Source organism: Xanthobacter sp. DMC12 (genome assembly GCF_056314105.1).
Genome location: NZ_JBQUYZ010000002.1, coordinates 1,002,958 through 1,026,590, shown reverse-complemented (window position 1 = coordinate 1,026,590; position 23,633 = coordinate 1,002,958). Strand labels below are relative to the sequence as shown.

The window sequence follows — 23,633 nt, the reverse complement described above, 5'->3', positions numbered from 1 at the left end:
ATCTGTTGTGCGGATATTGTAGCCCATGGACCTCACCCTCGACTGGGACCACCTGCGCGTCTTCCTCGCCGTCGCCCGGCGCGGGCAATTGCTCGCCGCCGCCAAACAACTCGCGCTGAACCACGCCACCATCGCCCGGCGGCTCGATGCGCTGGAGGCGGCGCTGGGCAGCCCCCTGTTCGACCGCCGCCCCACCGGCTGCGTGCTCACCCAGGCGGGCGAGCGGCTGCTTCCGGCGGCGGAGCGCGTGGAGGCGGAGATGCTGGGCATCGCCGAGCGCTTCCGGGCGGAAGAGGCGGACGTTTCCGGCACCGTGCGCATCGGCGCGCCGGACGGGCTGGGCAATTATTTCCTCGCCGCCGAGCTGGGGCGGCTCGCCCTGCTTCACCCCCATCTGGTGGTGGAGCTAGTGCCGCTGCCACGCACCTTCTCCCTCTCCCGGCGCGAGGCGGATCTCGCCATCGTGCTCGACCGGCCCACCGAGGGCCGCCTCACCGTCTCGCGCCTCACCGACTACACGCTCGGCGCCTATGCCGCGCGCAGCTACATCGCGGCTTTCGGCGCGCCGGAGAGCGAGGCGGATCTGGCCGGCCGACGGGTGGTGACGGGGGTGGAAGACCTCGCCTATGCCTCGGCGCTGGATTATTCCGGCGTGCTGGAGAAGCACGGCGGCCAGCCCTTCCGCTGCGCCAGCGTCACCGGCCAGATGGAGGCGGTGCGCTCCGGCGCCGGCATCGGCGTGCTGCACGATTTCGCCGCCGCCTATTATGGCGACGCGCTGGTGCGCATCCTGCCGCGCATCGCCTTCCGCCGCAGCTACTTCCTGCTCGCCCATCCCGACACGGTGGAGGTGCGCCGCATCGCCACCGTGCGCGCCTTCCTCGCCCGCCGCTTCCGCGAGGAGCGCGCCCGTTTCATCTGCGAATGAACTGCGCCCGGTCTGCCCGCACGGCAGCGGTGATGGCATCGAGCACCGCGCGCACGCGGGCGAGGTGGCTGAGATCGTCGTGCACGGAGAGCCAGTAGCTGCGGGTGAGCCGCACCTCGTCCTCCAGCAGTGGCACGAGCGCCGGATGGGGCGCGGCGAGGAAGGCCGGCAGCACCCCGATGGCTGCGCCGGAGAGCACCGCATTCACCTGCGCGATGACGCTGGTGGAGCGGATGACCGGCTTCAGCTCCACCCCCGGGCCGAGCTGCGAGAAATCGAGGGCGCGGGTGAAGAGCAGTTCCGGGATATAGCCCGCGAGCACATGGTCCTTGAGATCATCTGCCGCCGCCGGCCGCCCGCGCCGGTCGAGATAGGCGGGCGTGCCATAGAGCCCGAGCGTGTAGTCCGTGAGCTTGCGCACCTTCACCTGCCCGGCGATGGGCCGGTCCAGCGTGATGGCGATGTCCACCTCCCGGCTCGCCAGCGAATAGGAGCGCGGCAGGGCCACCAGCTCCGTCTCCAGCCGGGGATTGTCGGCGGAGAGTGCGGCGAGCCGCGCCGCCAGATAGCCGACGCCGAGCCCCTCCGGCGCGCCGACACGCACCCGCCCGGTGGGCTGGCGCTCACCCTCGCCGAGACCGGTGATCTTGCGCAGCACGAGGGATTCCATCTCCTCCGCCGCCTGCGCCAGCTTCTGCCCCTCCTCGGTGATGAGCGTGCGCCGCCCGGCCCGGGCGACGAGCGGCGCGCCCACCTCCCGTTCCAGCCGCGCGACGCGCCGGCCCACCGTGGTATCGTCCAGCCCCAGCGCCCGCCCGGCGCCGGCCATGCGCCCGGTGCGGACGAGCTGGAGGAAGATGCGCAGGTCGTCCCAATCCATGATGCGGTGAAGTCCCTGCGACGGTTGATGCTGTTCCTGCAAAATTGCAGGATGGATCGGAAGCTATCGTTCTTGCGTGCAGAAATCCAAGCTGGGATCACCAGCGGAGAGAAACAAGCGGGAGGCGCCGGTGGAACGGCTCGAAGGGGATTACGACTACATCGTCGTCGGCGCCGGCACGGCCGGCTGCATCGTCGCCAACCGCCTCTCGGCCGATCCGCGCACCCGCGTGCTGCTGCTGGAAGCCGGCGGGCGGGACAACTGGATCTGGTTTCACATCCCCGTCGGCTATCTCTTCGCCATCGGCAATCCCCGCGCCGACTGGATGTTCAAGACCGACGCCGAGCCGGGGCTGAACGGGCGCGCGCTCAACTATCCGCGCGGCAAGGTCATCGGCGGCTGCTCGGCCATCAACGCCATGATCTCCATGCGCGGCCAGGCGGCGGATTATGACCACTGGCGCCAGCTCGGCCTCTCCGGCTGGGGCTGGCCGGACGTGCTGACCGCCTTCAAGTCGCTGGAGGACCACTTCCTCGGCGCCAGCGACATGCACGGGGTCGGCGGCGGCTGGCGCATCGAGCCGCCGCGCATCGAATGGCCGGTGCTGAACGCGGTGGCCAATGCCGCCACGGAGCTGGGCATCCGCAAGGTTCCGGATTTCAACACCGGCGACAACGAGGGCGTCGGCTATTTCCATGTGAACCAGAAGTACGGCCGCCGCTGGTCCTCCGCGCGCGGCTTCCTCAAGCCCGCCCTCGGCCGTCCGAACCTCCGGCTGGAAACCGAGGTGCTGGCCGACCGCCTCATCATCGAGAACGGCCGCGCGGTGGGCGTGCGCTATCGCCAGAACGGGCGCTGGATCGAGGCGCGCACGCGCGGCGAGGTCATCCTCACCGCAGGTTCGATCGGCTCGGTGCAGATCCTCCAGCGCTCCGGCGTCGGCCCCGGCGAGTGGCTTGCCGAGCGCGGCGTTGCGACGGTGCTGGACCGGCAGGGCGTAGGGCGAAACCTGCAGGATCATCTCCAGCAACGCGCCATCTACAAGGTCACCGGCATCCGCACCCTGAACGAGACCTATTATTCTTTGCCCCGCCGCGCCCTGATGGGCGTGGACTATGCCCTGCGGCGGCGTGGGCCGCTCACCATGGCGCCCTCGCAGCTCGGCATATTCACCAAGTCCGATCCGCATCAGGAGCGGGCGAACATCCAGTTCCATGTCCAGCCGCTCTCGCTGGACAAATTCGGCGAGCCGCTGCACCGCTTCCCGGCCATCACGGTGGCTGCGTGCAACCTGCGCCCCACCTCGCGCGGCATCGTGCGCATTCCCAATGCCGATCCCGAGGCGAAGCCGCAGATCGCCCCCCACTATCTCACCACCGAGGAAGACCGGCAGGTGGCCGCCGACGCCATCCGCGTCACCCGCCGCCTCATGCGCCAGCAGGCCCTCGCGCCCTACCGGCCGGAGGAGTATCTCCCCGGCCCCTCGGTGGGCGACGACGATGCGTCGCTCGCCAAGGCAGCGGGCGACATCGGCACCACCATCTTCCATCCCGTGGGCACGGCGAAGATGGGCCGGGTGGATGACCCCATGGCGGTTGTGGACGAGCGCCTGCGCTTCATCGGGCTGGGGGGCTTGCGGGTGATCGACGCCTCGATCATGCCCACCATCACCTCCGGCAACACCAACACGCCCACGGCGATGATCGCCGAGAAGGGCGCGCGGCTGGCGCTGGAAGACGCCCGCGCAGGGGCGACCTCGGCGGCGGCATAGCCGGCGTCTCCCCCCGGAGTGGCCGGGCCGTGGGCGGCCCGGCGATGACGCGGTGAAGGGCCCTACTCTTCCAGCCGAGCCTCCAGCGTGATCTTCGCGCGGATGACCTTGGAAAGGGGGCAGTTGGCCTTGGCCTTCTCGGCAAGGCTCGTGAACTGCTCGGCGCTCGCGCCCGGCACGGTGCCGACGAGGGCGAGATTGACCTCGGTGATGGCATAGCCGGCATCCTGCTTCTCCAGCGACACCTTCGCCGTGGTCTCCATCCGCGTGGCGGTAAGGCCGGCCTCGCCGAGGATGAGGGAGAGCGCCATGGTGAAGCAGGCGGCATGCGCGGCGCCGAGCAGCTCCTCGGGATTGCTGCCGCGCTGGCCCTCGAAGCGGCTGGCGAAGCCGTAGGGGAAGCCGGCCAGCGCCCCGCTCTCGGTGGAGATCTTGCCCCGCCCGTCCTTGATGCCGCCGCTCCACTCCGCCGAACCGCTGCGGATGATCGCCATGGTGGTCTCCTCGGTCTGATGGCCCGCGCAATGGCGCTTGGGCTTTGCAGTGCATGCGAGGACAGGAACGTCCGAAAGGGCAAAAACGTTCATTTCCGATGCACGCAACCCGGAAACACTTGTTAACGCCCGTGACACCAAAAGACGCAGCACGGTCCAATTTGCGACATGCGGAGAGGGAAGATTGCCAACGTCCCCGGCGCGCTGCGGCAGGGCACGGGGCAAAGGAGCGTTCCAAAGAGGGACCTTGGTTCGGACCACAGCGAGGGGCGGCACCCGGCGCTGCGACCGGGCACCGAAAGGTGTTCCGGGCGTTGCCTTCCAGATGAAAGGTGAAGCCCCATGAGCTTTTATCCCGGCCGGCCCGACGCCGGCACCGGCAGCCTGCCCGCCCTCCGACGGCTGGTGCCGGCGCTCTCGCAGCGCCAGTGGGCGCGCCTCAAGCCCTGGCTCGTGACCCTCGCGGTGGCGGGTGGCGCGGCCGCTCTGGTGGCGCTGGCCATCAACCAGATTCCCCTGCGCGCCCGCATCGCCCTGGAGGCCGATCTGCGCGCCCGCTTCAGCAATGCCCCGGTGCTCGCCATCGGCGACAGCATCACCTATCAGGCCGCCCCGCGCAGCCTGTGCGGGGAAGAGGTGTTGAACGCCGCGGTGCCGGGCGACAAGATCGACGATCTCGTCTCCCGCGCCGGCTCCCTCGAAAGCCACCTCCAGCCCGCCCGCGTGGTGATCGCCATCGGCGCCAACGATGCGGTGAAGCCGAAGCATTCCATCGCCGAGTGGCGCACGCTCTATCGCGAGATCATCTCCCGCTTTCCCGGCAGCCAGTTGGTGCTGGTGGAGGTGAACCCGGTGGAGCACGGCCGCTCGCCCTATGCGGACATGCTGGACCAGACCTACGTCGCGCAGCAGAACGCCGCCATCCGCGCCATCGGAGCCGAGACCGGCGCCGTGGTGGTGCCGGCGCCGCAATCGGTCTCCACCACGGACGGCATCCACCCGAGCCGCGCCGGCGCCCTGCTGTGGCGCGCCCGCCTCTTCTCGGCCGCGTGTCGCTAGGCGCGCGCTCAGGCGTCCAGGGAGAAGCGGCGGGGCGCGATCGCGTAGCGCGCCCGCAGGGCTTCGAGATCCTCCGCCGCCACGGCGAAGAAGTCCCAGCCCGGCGCGAACAGGTCCGTGTTCATGCCCGCCCCGCGCTGCCACGCCTCGAAGAAGGCACCGGGCTTGAGCGCGCCGGTGGCCGAGGCGGCGACGTCATTCAGCTTGATGCCGAGGTGCCAGCTCACGATCACCGGCAGCACATGGGCCGCCATGGAATTCTTCGGGTGCATGGCAGCGGTGAAGGTGGAGACGAGGATTTCGCCGGGCGGTGTGGTGTCGTAGCCGGCGAGGACGTGGCAGGAATCGTGCGGCACGCTGAACACGGCGGAAAGGCCGTTGGGCTCGCCGGGAAACGCGTACCCGTTGTCGCGGAAGTGGTGAAAGAAGTGGTTGCCGAAGCTCTCCGGCGGCAATTGCTCCAGCGCGTGGAAGCGGGCGGCGAGCGCAGGGTCCGGCTTTTCGTTGTAGGGCAGAAGATAGGCGGCGACGTCGCTCGTGACGTTGCCGTTCCAGGGACGGCCGGTGACGCTCTCCATGTTCGCCCGGATCATGCACCCGAGCGCAGCGTGAAGATGACCATGGGCGGCCTCGGCGAGATCGCGCACATATTCGGCGCCGCCCAGCCCGGTGGCCTGCGCGCAGGCGACGAGCCGGTCGATGCGCGCGGCATCGATGCTGCCGTCCACCAGCGCCACCACGGTGATGAGCCGCATGGCCTCAGCCGCGGCCGGGGCGGAGAGGCGCGCCGCGAGGCCGGCAGGCTCGACGGGACCTGGCAACGGACCGCCGGACGATCGGCCGAACACCACTTCCGCGGCGGCGGCGATGGTGTGACGGTCGGCCTCGGTCACGGCCCCGGAGCCCTTCGCCTGCGCCACCCAGAGCATGGCGCCGAGCGCTGCGTCCTGCTGATCCGCATCAAGGTTGATGCGCACGATGCTCCCTCCCCTGCGCCTTTCGATGGCGATGGGGAAGGTGGCACAAGCGCAAGCGCGGCGGAAGCGCTTGCGGAGCGGGGCTAGCCCGCGACGCCGCGCACCGCGAGCACCGCCTTCATGCGGGTCACCGCGAGGTCGGGATCGGTGAGCAGCCCGGCCGCGTCGGCGAGGCGGAACAGCTCGGCGAGGTGGAGCGTGGAGCGGGTACTCTCCTGACCGCCCACCATGGTGAAATGGTCCTGATGGCCGTTGAGATAGGCCATGAAGACCACGCCCGTCTTGTAGAAGCGCGTCGGCGCCTTGAAGATGTGCCGCGACAGCGGCACGGTCGGCCCGAGGATGTCGTGGAAGCGCGCCGTGTCTCCCGCCGCCAGCGCGGTGAGCGCGGCGGAGGCGGCCGGGGCGATGGCGTCGAAGATGCCGAGCAGCGCGTGCGAATGGCCCTGCGCGTCCCCCGCGATCAGCTCCGCATAGTTGAAATCGTCGCCCGTATACATGCGCACGGCCGGGTCCAGCCGGCGGCGCATGGCGATCTCCTTGTCCTTGTCGAGGAGGGAAATCTTCACCCCGTCGATCTTCGCCGTGTTGGCGTTGATGACGGCCACCGCCGTGTCCATGGCGGCGTCGAGGTCGCGCGTGCCCCAGTAGCCGGCAAGCGCGGGATCGAACATGTCGCCGAGCCAGTGGATGATGACCGGCGCCGACACCTGCGAGAGAACGCGGGCATAGACGTGCTCATAGTCCTCCGGCGATTTCGCCACGCGGGCCAGCGCACGAGACGCCATGAGAATGATGCGCCCGCCCACCTTCTCCACCGCCGCGATCTGCTCCTCATAGGCGCGGATCACGTCGTCCAGCGAGGTCGCCACCTCGGGCGCGAGATGGTCGGTGCCGGCGCCGGAGAAGACCAGCGCCTCCGGCCCGTGCGCCTTCGCGGCCTCGACAGAGCGGCGGATCAGCTCCAGCGAGGTCGGCCAGTCGAGCCCCATGCCGCGCTGCGCCGTGTCCATGGCCTCCGCGACGCCGAGGCCGAGGTCCCACAGGCGGGCGCGGTAGGCGATGGTCCTGTCCCAGTCGATGGCCGCATCGAGCCACGGGTCGCAGTCCCTAAGCGGGTCCGCCACCACATGGGCAGCGGAGAAGGCGATGCGGTTCATGGGGCCGGACGCGCGGGCGGGATAATCGCGCGGGGCGGAGAGGCGGAAGGTCTCCAGCCCCCCGCCGCTGACCGGCAGGCGCAGGGACAAAGCGGTGGTGCGGGCGTGCTCGTTCATGGGGCGATCCTGAAAAGGCGGCGCGGGCGCTCAGGCGAGCGTCCCGTGCGGGATGGGTTCGGGCACCGCGGCCGGCGCGATGGGGGTGAGGCTCGCCCAGTCGGGCTCCGCCGCGCGGGCAAAGCCCGGCGCCTCCAGCAGGCTACGGGTGGGCAGGAGGCCGCGCGAGACGTCGAGGCCGAGGCGGCCGTTGCGCTGGGTGTAGAGGTCCGGATGGGCGTCGAAGAAGGCGCGGGCCTCCCCCTCCGGCGCGGGGCCGAAGCCGTCCACATAATGGTGGCCGTTGCGCTCGCCATGGGCGAGGCCCAAAGCAGCGACGAGGGCCGTGTCCTGCTCGATGCCGAGGCCCGGCTGGCAGGTGAGGTCTTCCGCCGAGATGAGGAAGGGCGCGCGCGCCCCGCCGGCATTCCACGCCTTCACCCGCGCCGCGTTGAGGATGGCCTTGTAGAGCCCCTTGCAGCTCTTCGACGACACGCCGCGATAGCCCAGCGCCGCCGCGCGGGGGAAAGCATCCGGCGCGTCGTCCGCCTCGTCGATGATGACGGGCAGGCCATCCAGCGGCGGCAGGGGCGCGGCGAAGGTCTCGGCGCGGTCGAAGGGTTGCTCGATGTAGAGAAGCCGGGCGCGGAAGGCGGCGAGGCGCGGGCCGTTCAGGGCTTCGGCGAGGGCCATGAGGCGGTCGGGATCGTACTGCTCGTTGGCGTCGAGCGTCGCCACATAGCCGGGGGCCGATGAGGCGAGGATGGCGGCGATCTCCTCCAGCCGGGCGATGTCGGCGGCAAGGTCGCCGCCGATCTTGATCTTGAAGAAGGCGAGCCGCGCGGCGGCGATCTCGGCGGCGAGGCCGTGCGGGCCGTCGAGGGGGTCCATGAGCCCCACCGTGTGGCGCAGCGCCACCGCCGGGGCGGGCACCAGCGCCGAGAGGAAGGCGCCGATCTGGCCGGCGGTGAGGTCCGGCGAGAGACGCGCATCGAGGCCCATCACGTTGGCCTTGAGGCCGGCGACGAGGCCGAGCCTCATGGCGCGCAGCAGCGCGTCCAGCACCGCCTTGTCGAGGAGCGCCGGGCCGAAGCCGGCGGCGAGCGGCGGCACGCCCTCGCGCTTGCCCCACATGAGCTGCGGCGCCCGCGCCGCTACCGACAGGCCGAAGGCGCTGGCCGGGAGCGCATTGGCATAGATGCGTGCCGCCTGGGCGAGGCCCCGGCGCAGGTCGTCCACCGTGTGGAGCGGGCTCTTCGCCGGCGCCTTGTCGAACCAGCGCGGCATCATCATCTCGGCGGCCATGCCGGTCGCAGGGCCGAAGCCCTCCACCTCCGCCGCCACCTTCACGAAGGCCTGCGGCGCCGTCTCCACCACCGAGGGGCCGAAGCGGAACGGGCGGACGAAGGGCATCAGCCGCTCGCCGATCTCCACCTCGCGGATGGTGACGCGCGGAAAGGGCATGTTCGTCCTCTCAATCCTCTGAAGCCTGAGACTTCAGTCCAGATGGCCCTGGGCGTAGAAATGGCCGCGGATGGTCTTGGCGAGTTCGGCGAACACCGGGCTCGCCATCATGTCGAGCGAGCGCGGGCGGGGCAGCGGCACGTCGTAGATGGCGGCCACCGAGCCGGGACGATCGGTCATCACCACCACCCGGTCGGCGAGGAAGATCGCCTCGGGTATGGAGTGGGTGATGAGCAGGATGGTCTTGCCCGTCTCGTACTGGATGCGCTGGAGCTCCAGGTTCATCTTCTCGCGCGTCATGGCGTCGAGCGCGCCGAACGGCTCGTCCATGAGCACGATCTTCGGGTCGTGCACCAGCGCCCGGCAGATGGCGGCGCGCTGCTGCATGCCGCCGGAGAGCTGCCAGGGATACTTGTTCTCGAAGCCGTTGAGCCCCGCCGTCTTGAGCAGCTGGCGGGCGCGTTCCAGATGGCTCGCGCGATCGAGCCGGCGCACCTCCACCGGCAGCATCACGTTGCGCAGCACATTGCGCCAGGCGAGCAGGACGGGGCTCTGGAACACGATTCCCACGTCGTCCGGCGGCTCGGTCACGGCCTTGCCGTCGATGAGGATTTCCCCCGCCGTCGCCGGGATGAGGCCTGCCACCAGCTTCAGCAAAGTGGACTTGCCGCAGCCCGAGGGGCCGACCACGCAGATGAACTCGCCCTCGGTGATGTCGAGGTCCATGGGCTTCAGCGAGGGCACTTCGCCGTCGCGGGTGCGGTAGGTCTTGGCGAGGCCGCGGATGTCGATGAGCCGGCGGCGGGTCGCGGGGCCTTCGTTGCGGGAAATCACGCGCAGGGTGTTGGGTCTGGCCATGGCGCCCTCCTCAAACGGTGACGAAGGCATCATGGCGCTGGCTCGCATGCCACGGGACCACCAGGCGCTCCACGAGGTCGATCACCCAGAACAGCACCACGCCGATGAGCGCGAGCACGATGAGGGCGGCGAACATGGTGGGCAGCTCGAAATTGCCGATGGAGCGCTGGAGCACGAAGCCGAGGCCGGAATTCGAGCCCACGAACTCGCCCACCACCGCGCCCACCACAGCGAGAGTCACCGACACCTTCAGGCCGGCGAAGATGGCCGGCATGGCGTGGGGCAGGCTCACCATGGCGAAGGTCTGCAGCCGCGAGGCCTTCATGGAGCGGGCGAGGTCGCGCATGTCCGCCTCCACCGACTTGAAGCCCTGCACGCCTGCCACCACCACCGGGAACACGCCCAGCAGGAAGGCGGAAATCACCTTCGGCACGATGCCGAACCCGAACCACACCACGAACAGCGGCGCGATGGCGACCTTGGGGATGGACTGGGAGAAGACCAGCAGCGGGTAGAGATAGGCCTCGATGGTGCGCGAGCCGGCGATCAGCATGGCGAGCGGAATGCCGATGGCCGCCGAAAGCGCGAAGCCGGCCAGCGTCGCGATGGTGGTGGGCACCGCCTCGCGCGCCAGCATGGCGCCATCGTTGCGGAAGGCGATCATCACGTCCCACGGGGTGGGGATGAGATAGGCCGGGATCTGGAAGAGGCGGACCGAAAGGTCCCAGATCACGATGAGGATCACCAGCAGCCCGACCGGCCGCGCCCACGGGGCGTCGATGACGGCGAGCACGGGATTCCTGTGGCGTGGCGACGCCATGCGGCTTCCTCCCTTTTGCGTTTGTCCCGGCCGGGACTCTGCGGTCCCGTTTTAACTAACTAGTGAATTACATTTCCCGCGCGGTCCGTTGTCAAGCCCATGCCGGTGCACCGAAGCGGCACCGAGGTAGCGCGGGCGCCGCTTTTCCGCGCCTTTTCTTGCCGCACTGCAGCGCAAGCCTTGAGCCGCCGCCCCTTTCCCGCTTATCTCGGTACGGGAGGCTTCCACGATGCCGCGTCGCTGTCCAGACACACGGGCGAGACCGCCCCTTGGCCGGAAGGGCTGAGCGGTGCGCCTCGTCTGCCTGCCCCATGCCGGCGGCTCCGCCGTGCTCTACCGCTCCTGGAAGGCCGCGCTCATTGGGCTCGCCACCGTGGACAGCCCCGAGCTGCCCGGACGCGGCAGCCGCCACGGCGCGCCGGTGCCGGCGAGCCTTGCGGCGCTCGCCGAGGACATCGCCGCCCCCCTCGCCCACCGCCATGTGCCGGTGATGCTCTACGGCCATTCCATGGGTGCGCTGCTGGCCTTCGAGACGGCGCGGGCGCTGGCCCGCCACGGCGTCGGCGTGGCCGGGCTCGTGCTCTCCGGCCGGGCGGCGCCGCACCTGCCGTTTCCCCGGCAGGACCGCCACCTGATGAGCGATGCCGCGCTCATCGAGGAGCTGAAGCGCTTCGGCGGCACGCCCGAGGTGCTGTTTCGCCGCCCCGACATCCTCGCCATGACGCTGCCGGCGCTGAAGGCGGACTTCCGCATGGTGGACACCTACGACTTCGCCCCCGGCCCGGCACTGGCCTGCCCGGCGGTGATCCTCGGCGGCGCGGACGATCCCGCCACCCCGGAGCCGAGCCTTCATGCGTGGCGCGAGGTGATCTCCGGCCCCGTGGCGGTGGAGGTGTGGCCCGGCGGGCATTTCTTCGTGCGCGAGGACGAGCAGCGCCTTCTGACCCTGCTCAAGCGCACCCTCTCCGCCTGGCGCGCCGCCCGTGCCTGATGCGTGCCCGCCCCTGGAGGCCGCGCGGCTGGAGCCGGGCGCGAGCCTCGTCGCCATCGCGCGGGTCTTCGATGCCCTCGTCAATCCCGACCTCTCCATCACTTTGCCGCCTGACGAGGCCGCCCGCATCGCCCGCCATGTGAAGGCCGACGACCGCGCCGCCCGCACTGCCGCCTGGAGCCTCGCGCGCACCCTGCTCGGTGCCGCGCTCGGCCGCGCACCGGCGGATGTGCCGGTGGCACGCGGGACGAACGGGCGGCCTGAACTGTCGGAGCCCTCCGACCTCGACTTCAACCTCACCCATTCGGGCGGCTGGGTGGCGGTGGGGCTGGCGCGCGGCGGCACCATCGGCGTCGATGTGGAAAAGGCGCGCGGTGTCGATCTGTGGACCCGCCTCGCCCCCGATTTCATGCACGAGGACGACCGCGCCCGCTGGTCGGCCCTCCCCGAGCCCGGTCGCGCCGCGTCCGCCCTGCGCCAGTGGTGCGGCAAGGAGGCGGTGCTGAAGGCGACGGGCGAAGGCCTTGCCGGCGACGCCCGCGGCGTGCGCCTGCCCGAGGGCGGCGGCCTCGTGGTGCGCACCGGCCGTGCCTTTCTCACCGGCAGCGGCGCCCTGCCCGCCGCCGCCTATGCCTTCGCCGTGGACGTGGAGGCGCCCACGCTCTTCCTCTCCGCCGGGTCGGGGTGGGAGCGCCTCGCCGGCTGACGGCCACGCGCCGTCCGGACCGCCGTCGTCCTCCGACTTGATCGGAGGACCTATCCCTCCGCCGGAGCAATCGTCGACATGGGCCCTCCGGTCCAGCCGAAGGGCGACGCGGGTGAAGCGAGGCGAAACGGCCGTTGTCGACCCATCGCACGAATGCGCTAGCATGGCCGTGAGCGACCCGGCGTCACCGGGATCATGGCGCGGAGGGGGACCATGCCAAGCGACACACAGACGGCCGGGGCGCGCGGCGGGAGCCTTGCCGACCGGCTGGCGGACCTGTGGGATCATCTGGAGCTGGAGGCCGCCCATGTGGCGACGCAGATGCCGGGCAGCCTCGCCGGCTTCGCGGCGGCCCATCCGACGCGCATCGCCGGCCTGCTGTTCCACGAGCCGATAGGCTGCGAGCCCGCCGCCTTCACGGCCGTGGCCGACCGCCTGACGGTGCTCGCCGGGGATGGCGGCACCTCCGCCCAGATCGCCGGAGTGATCGCGGCCGCCCTGCCCGAGAGCAGCCGCCGCGTCCTCGAAAACTATGCGCAGCCGGGATGGGCGGATCATGTGCGCGACCGCACGGACGAGGTGATCGCCGCGCTGAAGGGCCTGCCGGGAGCGGCCAGCACGCGCGCCCGCGCCCCCGCAAGCGGCGCCCATGCCGGCATCAGCTACGAAATCCGGGGTGCGGGGCCGGCCCTCGTGCTGTTCCCCCTCTTCCTCGCCCCCACCCAGTGGGACGCCGCGCTGCCCCATCTCGCCGACCACTTCACCGTGATTCGGCTGGGCGGCGCGCATCTCGGCGGCGTCTCGCTGCTGGAGGACCGCGCATCGAGCCCGAGCTATCGCGGCATGTTCTCAACGCTGCTCGACATCATCGATCCCGGCCCGGGGGATCACGTGCTCGACGTGGGCGCGGGCTCCGGCGCGCTGGCGCGCATGGCGGCGAGGCGGGCGGGCCACGTCACCGCCTGCGATATCAACGCCTACATGGTGCGGGAGGGCGCGGACCTCGCCGCGCAGGCGGGCCTCGCGGACGCCATCACCTTCCGCGAGGCGGATGCCGAGCATTTGCCGTTCGCCGATGCCAGCTTCGACCACGCCTACAGCGTCACCGTCCTGGAGGAGTGCGACGCCGACCGCGCCCTTGCCGAGCTTTTCCGCGTGGTGAAGCCCGGCGGGCGGGTGGGCGTCATCGTGCGCGCCATCGACGGCTGCCACATCTTCAGCGCCGATCTGCCCGATGCGATCGGCGCCAAGGTGGAGGTGGTGCCGCCCATGGTGTCGCCCGGCGGCGTCGCCGACGCGAGCCTCTACCGGCGGATGCGGGCGGCGGGGCTTGAGGGTTTCGTGCCCTGCCCGGCCATGCCGGCCTTCGAGAATGGCAGCGGCTTCTGGCGCTTCATCGTCGGGCGGCTGGAGCCGCGCCTCTCGGCCGAGGAGCTTGGCGAATTCCGTGGGGCGCTCGCGAAGGAGGAGGCCGAGGGCAAGCTGTTCGTTACCTTCCCCCATCACGGCGTGGTGGGCACGAAGCCGGCCTAAAGCTGCCGGTTCAGGTTTTCGGCGAAAGAAAGGATGTGGGCGCGGGTGGCCTGCTCGGCGGCATCCGCGTCGCGGGCGGCCAGCGTGTCGACGATGGCGGCATGCTCGTCCACCACGCGGCGGTGGTGGGCGACATCGCGCAGGGAAACGAACCACACCCGCTGCGCCCGCTCATGCAGGTTCCGCAGGATCTCGCCCAGCACCGGATTGCGCGCGCCGCCGGAAATGGTGAGGTGGAATTCGCGATCGAGGGCCATCAGCTCGGCGATGTCGCCGTCCCCGGCGGCGGCGGTGCCCCGGCGCACGTTTTCCTTCAGCGCGGCGATGACGGCGGCGTCCGCCCGCTCGGCGGCGAGGCGCGCGCAGAAGCTCTCGTTGAGCAGGCGCACCTCCACCATGTCGCGCACCTCGTCCTGCGAGATGGGGCGCACGATGATGCCCTTGCGGGGCAGAACCTCCACGAGGCCGTCGCGCATGAGCCGGTCGAAGGCCTGACGCACCGGCGTGCGGCCAAGACCGAGGGAAGCCGCCACCTGCGCCTCGCTCAGCGCCTCCCCGGGACGGAACACGCACATGATGATGCGCTGCTTGATGGCCTCGTAAGCGGTGTCACGCAGGGAGCGCACCTGTGCCGGCCCGGCCTCGGCCGGCACCTCCTGATCCATGTCGCGCGCATCGAGCTGCATGGCGCCCCCTCCCCGTTTGCCTTGCGTTGTCCCCGCGCTCAGCCGGCGATGGGCAGCACGGTCACGTCATAGCCGTGGCGGATGATCCGGCCCAGCACCGGGTCCTCGATCTCGAACTCGAACCGCGCGGCGGGGCGGATGCCGCCGATGGCCGCCAGCGTGCCGCAGAACATGGCGGTGCCGTCGGTGAAGCCCGGTTCGTAGCCGGCGATGATCTCCTCCGGCGGCAGCATGGCCGCCACCGAGCCCTCCTGGTAGAGCACGCGCTCGCCGTCGATGACCGCATAGGAGCGGATGAGCAGGCTGTCCCAGTGCGGAAGCACCTCGTCCAGCGCCCAGAGGTCGGCGGCGATGGGCTTGTCGCACATCTGCTTGGACACGGTGATGCCGTAGGTCTCGACCTTGCGGTCGGTGTGGTCGGAGCCGACGCCGAGCCAGCGGCGCCCGTTCGCCTGAAGGATCATGAACTCCACCTCGCCGGACGATTCCGGGCCGGTGGATTCGATCTCGCCGGCCGTGGTGAAGCGGGCGGCGGCGACGCGGTAATAGATGGGCGTCGAGGCCGGGCGGGCGACGCCCAGCTCCTCCAGTTCCACGATGTGCTTCTCCAGCGCGACCTTGTCGCGGCCGGTCCAGCCCGCGATCACCGCATGGCGGATGTCTAGCGTCTCCGTGCGGCTCTCGCCGTCGGCGTGGAGGGTGAAGGTGAGCTTCGTGCCCATCGGTTTCTCTCGTTCAGAAGACTGGGAAAGAGACCGGCGCCTCCGAAAGGGGGAGGGAAAGGAGGCGCCGGCCGTACACACACCAACCGAGGTCAGTTCGGCGTGCGCGTGTCGAGCAGGGTCCACTTTCCGCCCTTCACCTCGAGGATGTAGACGGGCTTCACGGCGTCGCCATCGGTGAAGGAGATGGCACCTTCCAGCGCCTGATAATCCTTCAGCTTGGCGAGCTGGTCGCGGATGGCGGCGCGCTCCTCGGCGAGCTTCGCCTTGTCGCCGGTGACGCCCGCGCGCTTCATCGCCTCCGAATAGAGATAGACGATGTCGTAGACCGAGGCGTCCATCTGGTTCGGGTCGGTGCGGGTCATGCCCGCGGCCTTGGTGCGCTTGCCGAACTCGGCGGTGAAGGCCTTGGTGGTCGCATTCACCTCGGGGAAGAAGGTGGTGCCGATGGTGAGATTGTCGCCGGCGCCATCCATGCGCTTGGGCAGCTCGGGATCGGCGATGGTGGTGCCGCCGACGATGCGGGTGGAGACGCCCTGGCGCTTCAGCTCCTTGGCGAGGTTCACCGCGCCCTCGGGGGGCGAACCGAGGCCCACGATATCCGGCGCCATCTGCTTCAGCTGCGCCACCTGGGGCGACAGGTCGAAGGCGGCGAGCTGGAAGTCCACCGAGCCCTTGGAGGGGATCGCATACTTCTCGAACATCTTCGGCACCACCACCGTGCCGATGGACTTGGACACCACGTCATCCGTGGCATAGGCCGCCGCGCCCGAGGCCATGGGCAGCTTCTTGTCCTTGATGGAGGCGAGCACCTGGTCGATGACCTTGCCTTCGTCCGTGGTGTTGCGGAAGCCGTAGGTGAAGCCCTTGGTGAGGCCGGGGGCCGAGGAGGCCATGGACATCTGCGAGATGCCCTCGCGCTCGCCCACCGGGAAGGTGGTGCGCACTTCGGACGACGAGAACGGGCCGATGACGGCGAGCGCATTGGCATCCTGCGCGAAGGAGCGCAGGGCGGTGGTCGCCTGCTTGGGATCGCCGGCGGTGTCGAACTTCACCACCTTGATCTTCTTGCCGTTGATGCCGCCCTTGGCGTTGATCTCCTCCACCGCCATGTCGACGGCCACCTCATTGGTGTTGGCGAGGCTCACATAGGGGCCGCTCTTGGCCATCATGTAGCCGAGGACCAGTTCGCCCTCCGCCCGCGCGGCACCGGAGGCGACCAGCGCCGCCAGAAGGCCGGCACCGAACAGCACGCTCTTCTTCATGTCCCGTTCTCCTCTTGGCTTTGCTTCCCGGCCCCGGTTTTCGACCGGCTCCGGATGCCCACGCTCAATCGCCGCGCGGGCTTGATCCAAGGGCCCATGGGCCCCTGGAGGTGTCTCAATGGGCGGCCGACCCGCCGCCCAGATACGCGTCCTGCAAACGGGGATCGGCGGCGAGCACGTCCGGCGCCCCGGCCATGGCCACGCGGCCGAGTTCCAGCACCGTGGCGGAATGGGCCGCCTTCAGCGCCTTGCCGGTGTTCTGCTCCACCAGCAGCACGGAGAGCCCGTCCGTGTTCAATTCGCGGATGAGATCGAACAGCTTGGAGACGAACAGCGGCGAGAGGCCGAGGGAGGGTTCGTCCAGCATCATCAGGCGCGGCTTCGCCATCATGGCGCGGCCGATCGCCAGCATCTGCTGCTCGCCGCCGGAGAGGCAGGAAGCGGCCATGTGGCGGCGCTCGGCGAGGTTGGGGAAGCGGTCGTAGATGGCTGTCATCTCCCGCTCCACCGCCGCCGTGTCGCGCCGCATGTGGGCGCCGAGCCGCAGATTCTCTTCCACGGTGAGGGTGATGAGGATGCGCCGGCCTTCCGGCACCAGCACCACGCCGGCCGCCATGCGCCGATGCGGCGGCAGACGGGTGATGTCGGCGTCCGCGAAGGTGATGCCGCCCGCCTTGGCCGGCACCGCGCCGAGGATGGCCTTGAGCAAGGTGGACTTGCCCGCGCCATTGGCGCCGAGCACGGTGACCACCTCGCCCTCGTTCACGGTCAGCGACACGTCCGAGAGCGCCGCGACGCGGCCGTAGGAGACGGAGAGGCCGGAGACTTCGAGCAGCGCCATGGCTCAGGCCTCCTCGTCCGTGCCGATATAGGCCTCGCGCACCAGCTTCTCCTGCCGCACGCGGGAGAGCGGGCCCTCGGCGATCTTCTCGCCGAAGTTCAGCACCACCACGTTCTCGCAGATCGAATCCACGAAGTGCATGTCGTGCTCCACCACGAGAAGGGTGACGCCCTTCGCCATCAGCGCCCTGAGATGATCGCGCAGGGCATTGGTCTCGCTGGGATTGAGGCCGGCGGCGGGTTCGTCGAGCATCAGGAGGCTCGCACCGGCGAGCGTCGCGCGCACGAGGTCGATGCGCTTCCTGACGCCATAGGGCAGCGCGGAGACCATCTCGTCCGCCCAGCGGCCGAGGCCGCTCTCCTCCAGCGCCGCGCGCGCCTCGCGCTTCCAGCGATGGTTGGGGAAGAGGCGATAGGGGGTGAGCAGCGCGCCGAGGGAAGAGGCGCGCACATGCTGGCCCACCAGCAGGTTTTCGAGAACCGAGAGGTGCGGCATCAGCCGGATGTTCTGGAACGAGCGGGCGACGCCGGTGGAGATGCGCTTGCGCGACGGCATGTGCGTCACGTCCTGCCCGTTCACCTCGATGCGCCCGGCATCGACGCCATAGACGCCGCTGACCAAGTTGAACACCGTGGTCTTGCCCGCCCCGTTGGGGCCGATGAGGGCGGTGGTGACGCCCTTCGGCACGGTGAAGGACAGGTCGCGGATGGCGCGCACGCCGGCGAAGGATTTGGAGAGGCCGGTTATAGCGAGAGCAGCGGACATCACGCGGCCTCCGCCTTGCGCCGGAACAGGCGGAACAAAGAGGACGTCACCAGTCCCTGCGGCCGCACGGCCATGAACAGGATGATGAAGACGGCGAACAGGGCGTAGCGCCACTGGTCGGAGGCGCGCAGCAGCTCCGGCACCAGCGTGAAGAAGGCAGCGCCCACCAGCGGCCCCCACACCGTCTGCGTGCCGCCGAACAGCACGTAGAGCACGGTGAAGACCGACAGCAGCACGTTGAAGTGCTGGGCCTCGACGAAGCTGTAATGGTGCGCGTAGAGCCCGCCGCCGAAGCCGGCCACCGCCGCCCCCAGCGCGAAGGCCGCGACCTTCATGCCGCGCACCGAGACGCCGAGCAGGTCCGCCACCGTCGCATCGCTCTTCACCGCCGTGAGGCAGAGCGCGAAGCGGGTGCGCGAGACGAGCAGCATCAGCACCACCACGCCCGCCGCCGCCGCATAGACCACGTAAGGCCCGGCATAATCGGTGACGGGATAGCCGGCGGCGCCGCCCACCACTTCCAGATTGAGGAAGATCGCGGAGATCACCTGGCCCAGGGCGAAGGTGGCCATGGCGAGATAGATGCCGTGGGTGCGCAGCACCGGCACGCCGATGAGGAGGCCCACCAGCCCCGCGAGCCCCGCGCCGAGGGGGATCGCCGCCCACATGGGCCACATATATTCATTCGTGAGGAAGGCCGAGGCATAGGCGCCGATGGCCATGAAGCCGGCGATACCGAGGTTCAGCTGCCCCGCCGCCAGCGGCAGATAGACCGCATAGGCGGCGATGACGTTGAAGGCGAGGACGACGAGGACGCCCGTCAGATAGCCGCTCATCACAGCTTCTCCCGGCTGGCGGCGCGGCCCATGAGGCCCTGCGGACGCACGATGAGGATGAGGAGCAGGAGGCCGTAGACGGAGATGTTCACCACGTCCGCGCCGATGAAGGAGATGGACAGCACCTCTGCGAGGCCGATGACCAGCCCGCCCAGCACCGCGCCCCAGATGGAGCCCATGCCGCCGACGATCATGGCCGCGACGCCCTTGAAGCCGACGCCCTCGCCCATGAAGGGCGACACCTGCTGGTAGTTCACCGCGAAGAGAATTCCCGCCAGCGCCGCCAGCAGCGCCGAGGCGATGAAGAGCTGCGGCACGAGGCGGGAGATGTCGATGCCCATGAGGAGCGCCGTCTCCCGGTTCTCCGCCACGGTGCGGATGCGCCGGCCGCCGGCGGTGGAGGACAGATACCAGGACAGGAACGTCACGAGGCCGAGGGACAGCGCCAGCGAGATGAGCTGCGCGATGCCGATGACGAGGCCGCCGAGGCGGATGTTGAGGTCCGGCAGCAGGGCCGGGAACGCCTGCTGGTCCGAGCCGTACTGGATCAGCATCAGGTTTTCGAGCAGCACCAGGAAGCCGAGGGAGGAGACCAGCGGCACTTCCGGATCGCCCCCCTGCATGGGCCGGTAGGCGAAGCGCTCCACAAGGAGCGACACGAACGCCGCCGCCGCCAGCGCGCCCGCCGCGGCAATGAGGAAGGGCCAGCCCGCCTTCATCAGCCCGAAGGCGAGCATTCCACCCACCATGAACAGGCCGGGGAGCGAGAAGTTCAGGAAGTTCAGCACGCCGATGGCAAGGGTGAAGGCCACCGCCACCAGCATGTAGATGGCCCCGAGCATGAGGCCGTTGACGATCTGCTGCGCGAGCATGGGCCGGGGCAACCTTCCTCTCGTACGCGGGACGCGGGCGCCGCCCCTCCCCCTCAGCCTGAGGCCGTCGCCCGCCGAGGACGGCGGACGCTACGGAAGCGGGGCAGCGATTAGGTTTGATACAAAGCTATTTTGAGCGTGGCTTCAAGCTGAAATTTCAGGCGGATTTCACTGCATTGCAGCATGCTCCCCGACTGCGTGCGAGCTGCATCGCCAAAGGCTTGCGTCGATTCCACAAGAGCGTGCGGGCATCGCCTGCCCTCGACGCAGGCGCCTTTCTGCCCACGCCTGCGGCAGAGCGCCCTTATCCCGGTGCCCCACCCGCGGCGCCGGAGCGCCGCCGCCGCGTGGCTGCGGCCCCGATCTTGCTCACGGCCCTTCATCCCCGTTCACGATGCCAGGGCGTGTCACAGGTCGGCCAAATTGTCGAAGCCCCGACATCGTTCGAGACATGAGGCTGCCCCATGAAACTCATCGTCGAACGCCTGGTGGTCGAAAGCCTGGTGGACGCCTTCCCGGACCAGGCGCACCTCCTCGCCCAGCCGCGTCTCTCGAGCCGCATGGAGCTGGGCCTCGATGCGCTGAAGCCCGACGAGCTGGCCCATCTGCACGAACTCGTGCTGCGGACCGGCGGCACCACCATTCGCGGGCAGGAGGAGCAGCTCGCCAATCTCGTCGGCGTTTTCCGCGATGAGGGCCAGCGGTTCGGGCCGGACGAGCTGGAGGATCTGGCGGGGGCCATCGCGCTCTATTTCGTCAAGCGCTGCATCCGGGGCTGGCTGTTCCGCATGAACCCCTCGGGCAAGCCCGAGCCCTATCTCATCACCCGCCTTGACTACACGCCCCCCGGCGAGGAGGAGGCGGGCCGGCTGATCGTGGAATTGAAGGCCAACAACCGCGGCAAGACCCATGTGGAAAATCTGCTGATCCGCTCCAAGGATCTGCGCGGCCTCACCATCCCCGGCACCCTCGCCGCCAAGGGCTGGCTGATGGAGGACGAGGGGCTGCTGTCCTCCTTCGACGACCAGATGGTGCGCTATTTCGAGTGGCGCGGCCGCTATGGCCAGCAGTTCTCCGGCCGTGGCACCGGCCTTTTCGCCGAAGACCCCACCGCCAACCGGCGCGACACAGACTGGGCGCGCAAGGCGACCGTGGTGCTCTCCTCCTCCGGCAGCGAGGCGCGCCTCGTCAATGACGAGGAACTGCTCGGCGAGCGCACTTTGGGCACCGAGACGTCCGGCTTCTTCCTCGACAAGATCGTGAAGAAGGCGGACAAGCAGAACCTGTTCCACATGGCGGTGGACGAAGCGCTGCGCGCGGCGAAGGAGAGCATCCCCAAGGGCGCCTTCACCGACATGCCGGTGCATCCCCTGATCCTGATGTTCCACCTGGAGCTGCACCACCATGTGTGGGTGCATGTGGACGACATCAAACCTTACGAATACCACCCGGAACTGAAGCAGAAGCTGGTTCTGCCGCCCGAGCAGACCGACCTCATCGACATCCTCACCGCCGAAATGAACACGCTGATGGATGACGTGGTGGCCGGCAAGTCGGGCGGCACCACCGTGCTCTGCGCCGGCCCGCCCGGTGTCGGCAAGACGCTCACCGCCGAGGTCTATTCCGAGATCATCCAGCGCCCGCTCTACCGCGTGCATTCCGGCCAGCTCGGCCTCGACGTCGCGCACATGGAACAGGCGCTGAAAGATGCGCTGACGCGCGCCCAGCGCTGGGGCGCGGTGATGCTGATCGACGAGGCGGACGTCTACATCAAGCGCAGGCAGGACAACCTCACCATGAATGCCGTGGTGGGCGTGTTCCTGCGCGTGCTCGAATACTTCAACGGCCTGTTGTTCCTCACCACCAACCGGGTGGACGACATCGACGAGGCCATCGTCTCGCGCTGCATCGCCCTCATCAAGTATCACTCGCCGGGCCCGGATGATCGCCGCAAGATCTGGCGGGTGATGTGCGACCAGTTCGGCCTCATCCTCTCCGCCGAACTGATCGACACACTGGTGGAGATGTTCCCCGAGACATCGGGCCGCGACATCAAGGGCCTCGCCAAGCTGGTCGCGAAATACTGCTCGCAGAAGGGCGAGCCGCCCTCCATCGACGCCTTCCGCCGCTGCGCCATCTTCCGCGCGCTGGACGTGCCGCCGCTCGCCTGAGCGGCGCCTTGATAGGGCACCCCCATTGCCCTCACTGGCCCGCCCGGTCCCTCGGGCGGGTCTTTTTTGTCTACTGAATGGCAAAAGGGCGTCACGCCCCGTTGAAATGAACCGTCCCGAAGCCGGAGACGTCATAGCCGCCCAGTTCCGCCGCCCGCGCGTGGAAGGCGGGCTCGCGGCAGAAGGCGACGAGCTTCTGGAACGACGGCTCGAAATAGGCGCGGCGCCAGACCATGAGGTCGAAGCGCTCCTCCACCAGCGGCACGAAATCGAGGTTGTGCAGGCGCGCGGCGGCGGCGATGCCGAGACCAACGTCCGCCCGCCCGGCGGCAACGGCGAGGGCGAGGTCGGTCTCGGAGCGCTCCACCGTGGCGGCGCAGGTGAGGGCGGCGCGGTCAAGGCCCTCGGCGGCGAGCAGACGGTCGAGCACCAGTTCGCTCGCTGCCTCCTTCTGGCGCATCTGGAACTTGAGGCCCCGCGTCTCGGCAAGGCACGAGGGTGCGCGGGGAAGGTTCGGCCGGCAGATGAGCCCGCGCACCCGTCGCGCCCATTCCACCAGCACCCATGGCCCACCGCCGAAGCGCTCTTCCACCACGGCCGCGTTCCAGCCGTCGCCCTCGGGTACATGCAGGCCCACGGCGATGCATTCGCCCCGGCCGGCCCGGTCGAGCCCGTCGAGCGCGCCGTCCATGAGGCAGGCGATGCCGGAGCGCGATTCCCGCAGGGCCCATTCAAGCAGCGGATCATGGCCCCCGGTCATCACCGGCGGCGGGGCATGATGGTCCGCCGCGACAGCATGGGGAGCAGCCGGCGCGGCGGCGTGGGCCGGGGCGGGATCGGCTGAGCCGGCGATCCAGTTCTGGATTTCCTGCCGGGGAAACAGCAGCTTGCCCGTCACCCGCCGCACCGGCAGGCTGCCTGTGGCCACGAGGTCGTAGACCTTGCGCTCGCGCACCCTCAGCAGCGCCGCAAGCTCGCGGGTGGTGAGATATTCCGACATCCGGCCCGGCCCGATTGGCCCCGGCGAGGCGGCGCGCCGGAGGAAACGACACTTTCTTCTTATGTTCACATGAATACGGCATAGACGTCGGGTCGCAAGCCCAAATTGTCACCCTGCGACGGGGCACCGCTGGTGCGGCGCTTGCTTTAGGATGCCGGGCACGCCAGCACAGGCGGAACGCTTTCCAGCCGGATTTGCCACATGACCCCCGCCCGCATCGGCATCGTCACCATCTCCGACCGCGCCAGTTCCGGCACCTATGAGGATCTCAGCGGCCCGGCCATCGAGGCCTGGCTGCGCCGCGCCATTACCAGCCCCTGGGTCGCCGACTACCGGGTGATCCCGGACGGATTCGAGAGCGTGCGCGACACCCTCATCGCCCTCGCCGACGACGAGCACATGGACCTCATCTGCACCACGGGCGGCACCGGCCCCTCCCCGCGCGACCTGACGCCCGAGGCCATGGCGGCGGTGATCGAGAAGCCGCTGGCCGGATTCGGCGAGCAGATGCGGCGCATCAGCCTCAACGAGGTGCCCACCGCCATTCTGTCGCGGCAGGAGGCCGGCGTGCGGGGCAAGACGCTGATCGTGAACCTGCCGGGCAAGCCCGCCTCCATCGCGGTGTGCCTGTCGGCGGTGTTCCCGGCCATCCCCTATTGCCTGGACCTGATCGGCGCCGGACGCATCGAGACCAATCCCGAAGTGTGCGCCGCCTTCCGCCCGAAAGGGGCCTGAGGC

Annotated in this window: 23 protein-coding genes; 8 read left to right on the top strand and 15 right to left on the bottom strand. The window is 69.5% G+C overall.

The genetic code is table 11. The features are described 5' to 3' along the window. The first annotated feature begins 25 nt into the window (after nt 1–25). The gene (locus ACT535_RS12890; protein ID WP_476364667.1) at nt 26–928 is read left to right on the top strand and encodes a LysR family transcriptional regulator; all 903 of its coding nucleotides are present in this window, start codon (nt 26–28) and stop codon (nt 926–928) included. Here the strand turns inward: ACT535_RS12890 and ACT535_RS12885 are convergent. Next, a complete protein-coding gene (locus ACT535_RS12885) occupies nt 915–1,808 on the bottom strand; it encodes a LysR family transcriptional regulator (protein ID WP_476364666.1) in 894 nt (297 codons plus the stop codon). The genes ACT535_RS12890 and ACT535_RS12885 overlap by 14 nt on opposite strands. 130 nt (nt 1,809–1,938) lie before the next feature. On the opposite strand from ACT535_RS12885, the gene ACT535_RS12880 reads away from it, so the two are divergent. Then, a complete protein-coding gene (locus ACT535_RS12880) occupies nt 1,939–3,579 on the top strand; it encodes a GMC family oxidoreductase (RefSeq protein ID WP_476364665.1) in 1,641 nt (546 codons plus the stop codon). Between the two features lie 62 nt (nt 3,580–3,641). Here the strand turns inward: ACT535_RS12880 and ACT535_RS12875 are convergent, their stop codons facing one another. Continuing rightward, nucleotides 3,642–4,073 (bottom strand): OsmC family protein, encoded by a 432-nt coding sequence (locus ACT535_RS12875; protein ID WP_476324856.1) that lies wholly within the window; start codon nt 4,071–4,073, stop codon nt 3,642–3,644. Between the two features lie 342 nt (nt 4,074–4,415). On the opposite strand from ACT535_RS12875, the gene ACT535_RS12870 reads away from it, so the two are divergent. After that, on the top strand, nt 4,416–5,132 hold the full coding sequence (locus ACT535_RS12870) for an SGNH/GDSL hydrolase family protein (RefSeq protein WP_476364664.1): 717 nt from the start codon (nt 4,416–4,418) through the stop codon (nt 5,130–5,132). Nucleotides 5,133–5,140: 8 nt separating this feature from the next. On the opposite strand, the gene ACT535_RS12865 is transcribed toward ACT535_RS12870, so the two are convergent. From ACT535_RS12865 to ACT535_RS12845, 5 genes are all read right to left on the bottom strand, one after another. Continuing rightward, nucleotides 5,141–6,109, bottom strand: a complete 969-nt coding sequence (locus ACT535_RS12865) for a hypothetical protein (RefSeq protein ID WP_476364663.1) — start codon at nt 6,107–6,109, stop codon at nt 5,141–5,143. An 83-nt stretch (nt 6,110–6,192) separates the two neighbouring features. Further along, nucleotides 6,193–7,386: a dihydrodipicolinate synthase family protein gene (locus ACT535_RS12860; protein ID WP_476364662.1), complete on the bottom strand. Its 1,194-nt coding sequence runs from the start codon at nt 7,384–7,386 to the stop codon at nt 6,193–6,195. Between the two features lie 30 nt (nt 7,387–7,416). Next, nucleotides 7,417–8,829: an enolase-like domain-containing protein gene (locus ACT535_RS12855; RefSeq protein ID WP_476364661.1), complete on the bottom strand. Its 1,413-nt coding sequence runs from the start codon at nt 8,827–8,829 to the stop codon at nt 7,417–7,419. Nucleotides 8,830–8,862: 33 nt separating this feature from the next. After that, nucleotides 8,863–9,687: an ABC transporter ATP-binding protein gene (locus ACT535_RS12850; RefSeq protein WP_476324866.1), complete on the bottom strand. Its 825-nt coding sequence runs from the start codon at nt 9,685–9,687 to the stop codon at nt 8,863–8,865. Nucleotides 9,688–9,697: 10 nt separating this feature from the next. Next, nucleotides 9,698–10,507 carry an ABC transporter permease gene (locus ACT535_RS12845; protein WP_168461390.1) on the bottom strand — a complete coding sequence of 270 codons (810 nt, stop codon included), beginning with the start codon at nt 10,505–10,507 and terminating at the stop codon, nt 9,698–9,700. A gap of 289 nt (nt 10,508–10,796) precedes the next feature. On the opposite strand from ACT535_RS12845, the gene ACT535_RS12840 reads away from it, so the two are divergent. From ACT535_RS12840 to ACT535_RS12830, 3 genes are all read left to right on the top strand, one after another. Then, nucleotides 10,797–11,498, top strand: a complete 702-nt coding sequence (locus ACT535_RS12840; protein WP_476364660.1) for a thioesterase II family protein — start codon at nt 10,797–10,799, stop codon at nt 11,496–11,498. Beyond that, nucleotides 11,491–12,204, top strand: a complete 714-nt coding sequence (locus ACT535_RS12835; RefSeq protein ID WP_476364659.1) for a 4'-phosphopantetheinyl transferase family protein — start codon at nt 11,491–11,493, stop codon at nt 12,202–12,204. Before ACT535_RS12840 ends, ACT535_RS12835 begins: the two co-directional genes overlap by 8 nt. Nucleotides 12,205–12,417: 213 nt before the next feature. After that, entirely contained in the window at nt 12,418–13,737 is a 1,320-nt protein-coding gene (locus ACT535_RS12830; protein WP_476364658.1) for a class I SAM-dependent methyltransferase, read from the top strand. Here ACT535_RS12830 and ACT535_RS12825 read toward each other — a convergent pair. The 7 genes from ACT535_RS12825 to ACT535_RS12795 all read right to left on the bottom strand — a co-directional run bounded on the left by ACT535_RS12825 (nt 13,734) and on the right by ACT535_RS12795 (nt 19,724). Then, the gene (locus ACT535_RS12825; RefSeq protein WP_476364657.1) at nt 13,734–14,423 is read right to left on the bottom strand and encodes a GntR family transcriptional regulator; all 690 of its coding nucleotides are present in this window, start codon (nt 14,421–14,423) and stop codon (nt 13,734–13,736) included. The genes ACT535_RS12830 and ACT535_RS12825 overlap by 4 nt on opposite strands. Before the next feature lie 38 nt (nt 14,424–14,461). Continuing rightward, nucleotides 14,462–15,145 carry a DUF2848 domain-containing protein gene (locus ACT535_RS12820; RefSeq protein ID WP_476364656.1) on the bottom strand — a complete coding sequence of 228 codons (684 nt, stop codon included), beginning with the start codon at nt 15,143–15,145 and terminating at the stop codon, nt 14,462–14,464. 92 nt (nt 15,146–15,237) lie between these two features. Further along, a complete protein-coding gene (locus tag ACT535_RS12815; RefSeq protein ID WP_168461409.1) occupies nt 15,238–16,410 on the bottom strand; it encodes an ABC transporter substrate-binding protein in 1,173 nt (390 codons plus the stop codon). Nucleotides 16,411–16,525: 115 nt separating this feature from the next. Beyond that, nucleotides 16,526–17,251 carry an ABC transporter ATP-binding protein gene (locus ACT535_RS12810; RefSeq protein ID WP_476364655.1) on the bottom strand — a complete coding sequence of 242 codons (726 nt, stop codon included), beginning with the start codon at nt 17,249–17,251 and terminating at the stop codon, nt 16,526–16,528. Between the two features lie 3 nt (nt 17,252–17,254). Beyond that, complete coding sequence (locus ACT535_RS12805) at nt 17,255–18,016, bottom strand: ABC transporter ATP-binding protein (protein ID WP_476324881.1); 762 nt, start codon at nt 18,014–18,016, stop codon at nt 17,255–17,257. Further along, nucleotides 18,016–18,852 carry a branched-chain amino acid ABC transporter permease gene (locus ACT535_RS12800; RefSeq protein ID WP_374253168.1) on the bottom strand — a complete coding sequence of 279 codons (837 nt, stop codon included), beginning with the start codon at nt 18,850–18,852 and terminating at the stop codon, nt 18,016–18,018. Before ACT535_RS12800 ends, ACT535_RS12805 begins: the two co-directional genes overlap by 1 nt. After that, a complete protein-coding gene (locus ACT535_RS12795) occupies nt 18,852–19,724 on the bottom strand; it encodes a branched-chain amino acid ABC transporter permease (protein WP_169124693.1) in 873 nt (290 codons plus the stop codon). The genes ACT535_RS12800 and ACT535_RS12795 overlap by 1 nt, the downstream gene beginning before the upstream one ends. Nucleotides 19,725–20,188: 464 nt before the next feature. Between ACT535_RS12795 and ACT535_RS12790 the strand changes: the two genes are divergently transcribed. Further along, nucleotides 20,189–21,895 carry an AAA family ATPase gene (locus tag ACT535_RS12790; protein ID WP_476364654.1) on the top strand — a complete coding sequence of 569 codons (1,707 nt, stop codon included), beginning with the start codon at nt 20,189–20,191 and terminating at the stop codon, nt 21,893–21,895. Nucleotides 21,896–21,986: 91 nt separating this feature from the next. Here ACT535_RS12790 and ACT535_RS12785 read toward each other — a convergent pair whose 3' ends face one another. Beyond that, nucleotides 21,987–22,895, bottom strand: coding sequence for a substrate-binding domain-containing protein (locus ACT535_RS12785; protein ID WP_476364653.1), 909 nt, complete (start codon nt 22,893–22,895; stop codon nt 21,987–21,989). A gap of 201 nt (nt 22,896–23,096) precedes the next feature. On the opposite strand from ACT535_RS12785, the gene mog reads away from it, so the two are divergent. Continuing rightward, nucleotides 23,097–23,630 (top strand): molybdopterin adenylyltransferase, encoded by a 534-nt coding sequence (gene mog / locus ACT535_RS12780; RefSeq protein WP_476364652.1) that lies wholly within the window; start codon nt 23,097–23,099, stop codon nt 23,628–23,630. Nucleotides 23,631–23,633: the final 3 nt, after the last annotated feature.

Coding starts and splice junctions, on each gene's coding strand:
- ACT535_RS12795 (WP_169124693.1), bottom strand. CDS start 19,724: ATGCTCGCGCAGCAGATCGTCAACGGCCTCATGCTCGGGGCCATCTAC.
- ACT535_RS12815 (WP_168461409.1), bottom strand. CDS start 16,410: ATGAAGAAGAGCGTGCTGTTCGGTGCCGGCCTTCTGGCGGCGCTGGTC.
- ACT535_RS12810 (WP_476364655.1), bottom strand. CDS start 17,251: ATGGCGCTGCTCGAAGTCTCCGGCCTCTCCGTCTCCTACGGCCGCGTC.
- ACT535_RS12800 (WP_374253168.1), bottom strand. CDS start 18,852: ATGAGCGGCTATCTGACGGGCGTCCTCGTCGTCCTCGCCTTCAACGTC.
- ACT535_RS12885 (WP_476364666.1), bottom strand. CDS start 1,808: ATGGATTGGGACGACCTGCGCATCTTCCTCCAGCTCGTCCGCACCGGG.
- mog (WP_476364652.1), top strand. CDS start 23,097: ATGACCCCCGCCCGCATCGGCATCGTCACCATCTCCGACCGCGCCAGT.
- ACT535_RS12820 (WP_476364656.1), bottom strand. CDS start 15,145: ATGGGCACGAAGCTCACCTTCACCCTCCACGCCGACGGCGAGAGCCGC.
- ACT535_RS12875 (WP_476324856.1), bottom strand. CDS start 4,073: ATGGCGATCATCCGCAGCGGTTCGGCGGAGTGGAGCGGCGGCATCAAG.
- ACT535_RS12845 (WP_168461390.1), bottom strand. CDS start 10,507: ATGGCGTCGCCACGCCACAGGAATCCCGTGCTCGCCGTCATCGACGCC.
- ACT535_RS12785 (WP_476364653.1), bottom strand. CDS start 22,895: ATGTCGGAATATCTCACCACCCGCGAGCTTGCGGCGCTGCTGAGGGTG.
- ACT535_RS12805 (WP_476324881.1), bottom strand. CDS start 18,016: ATGTCCGCTGCTCTCGCTATAACCGGCCTCTCCAAATCCTTCGCCGGC.
- ACT535_RS12790 (WP_476364654.1), top strand. CDS start 20,189: ATGAAACTCATCGTCGAACGCCTGGTGGTCGAAAGCCTGGTGGACGCC.
- ACT535_RS12890 (WP_476364667.1), top strand. CDS start 26: ATGGACCTCACCCTCGACTGGGACCACCTGCGCGTCTTCCTCGCCGTC.
- ACT535_RS12830 (WP_476364658.1), top strand. CDS start 12,418: ATGCCAAGCGACACACAGACGGCCGGGGCGCGCGGCGGGAGCCTTGCC.
- ACT535_RS12860 (WP_476364662.1), bottom strand. CDS start 7,386: ATGAACGAGCACGCCCGCACCACCGCTTTGTCCCTGCGCCTGCCGGTC.
- ACT535_RS12825 (WP_476364657.1), bottom strand. CDS start 14,423: ATGCAGCTCGATGCGCGCGACATGGATCAGGAGGTGCCGGCCGAGGCC.
- ACT535_RS12870 (WP_476364664.1), top strand. CDS start 4,416: ATGAGCTTTTATCCCGGCCGGCCCGACGCCGGCACCGGCAGCCTGCCC.
- ACT535_RS12855 (WP_476364661.1), bottom strand. CDS start 8,829: ATGCCCTTTCCGCGCGTCACCATCCGCGAGGTGGAGATCGGCGAGCGG.
- ACT535_RS12850 (WP_476324866.1), bottom strand. CDS start 9,687: ATGGCCAGACCCAACACCCTGCGCGTGATTTCCCGCAACGAAGGCCCC.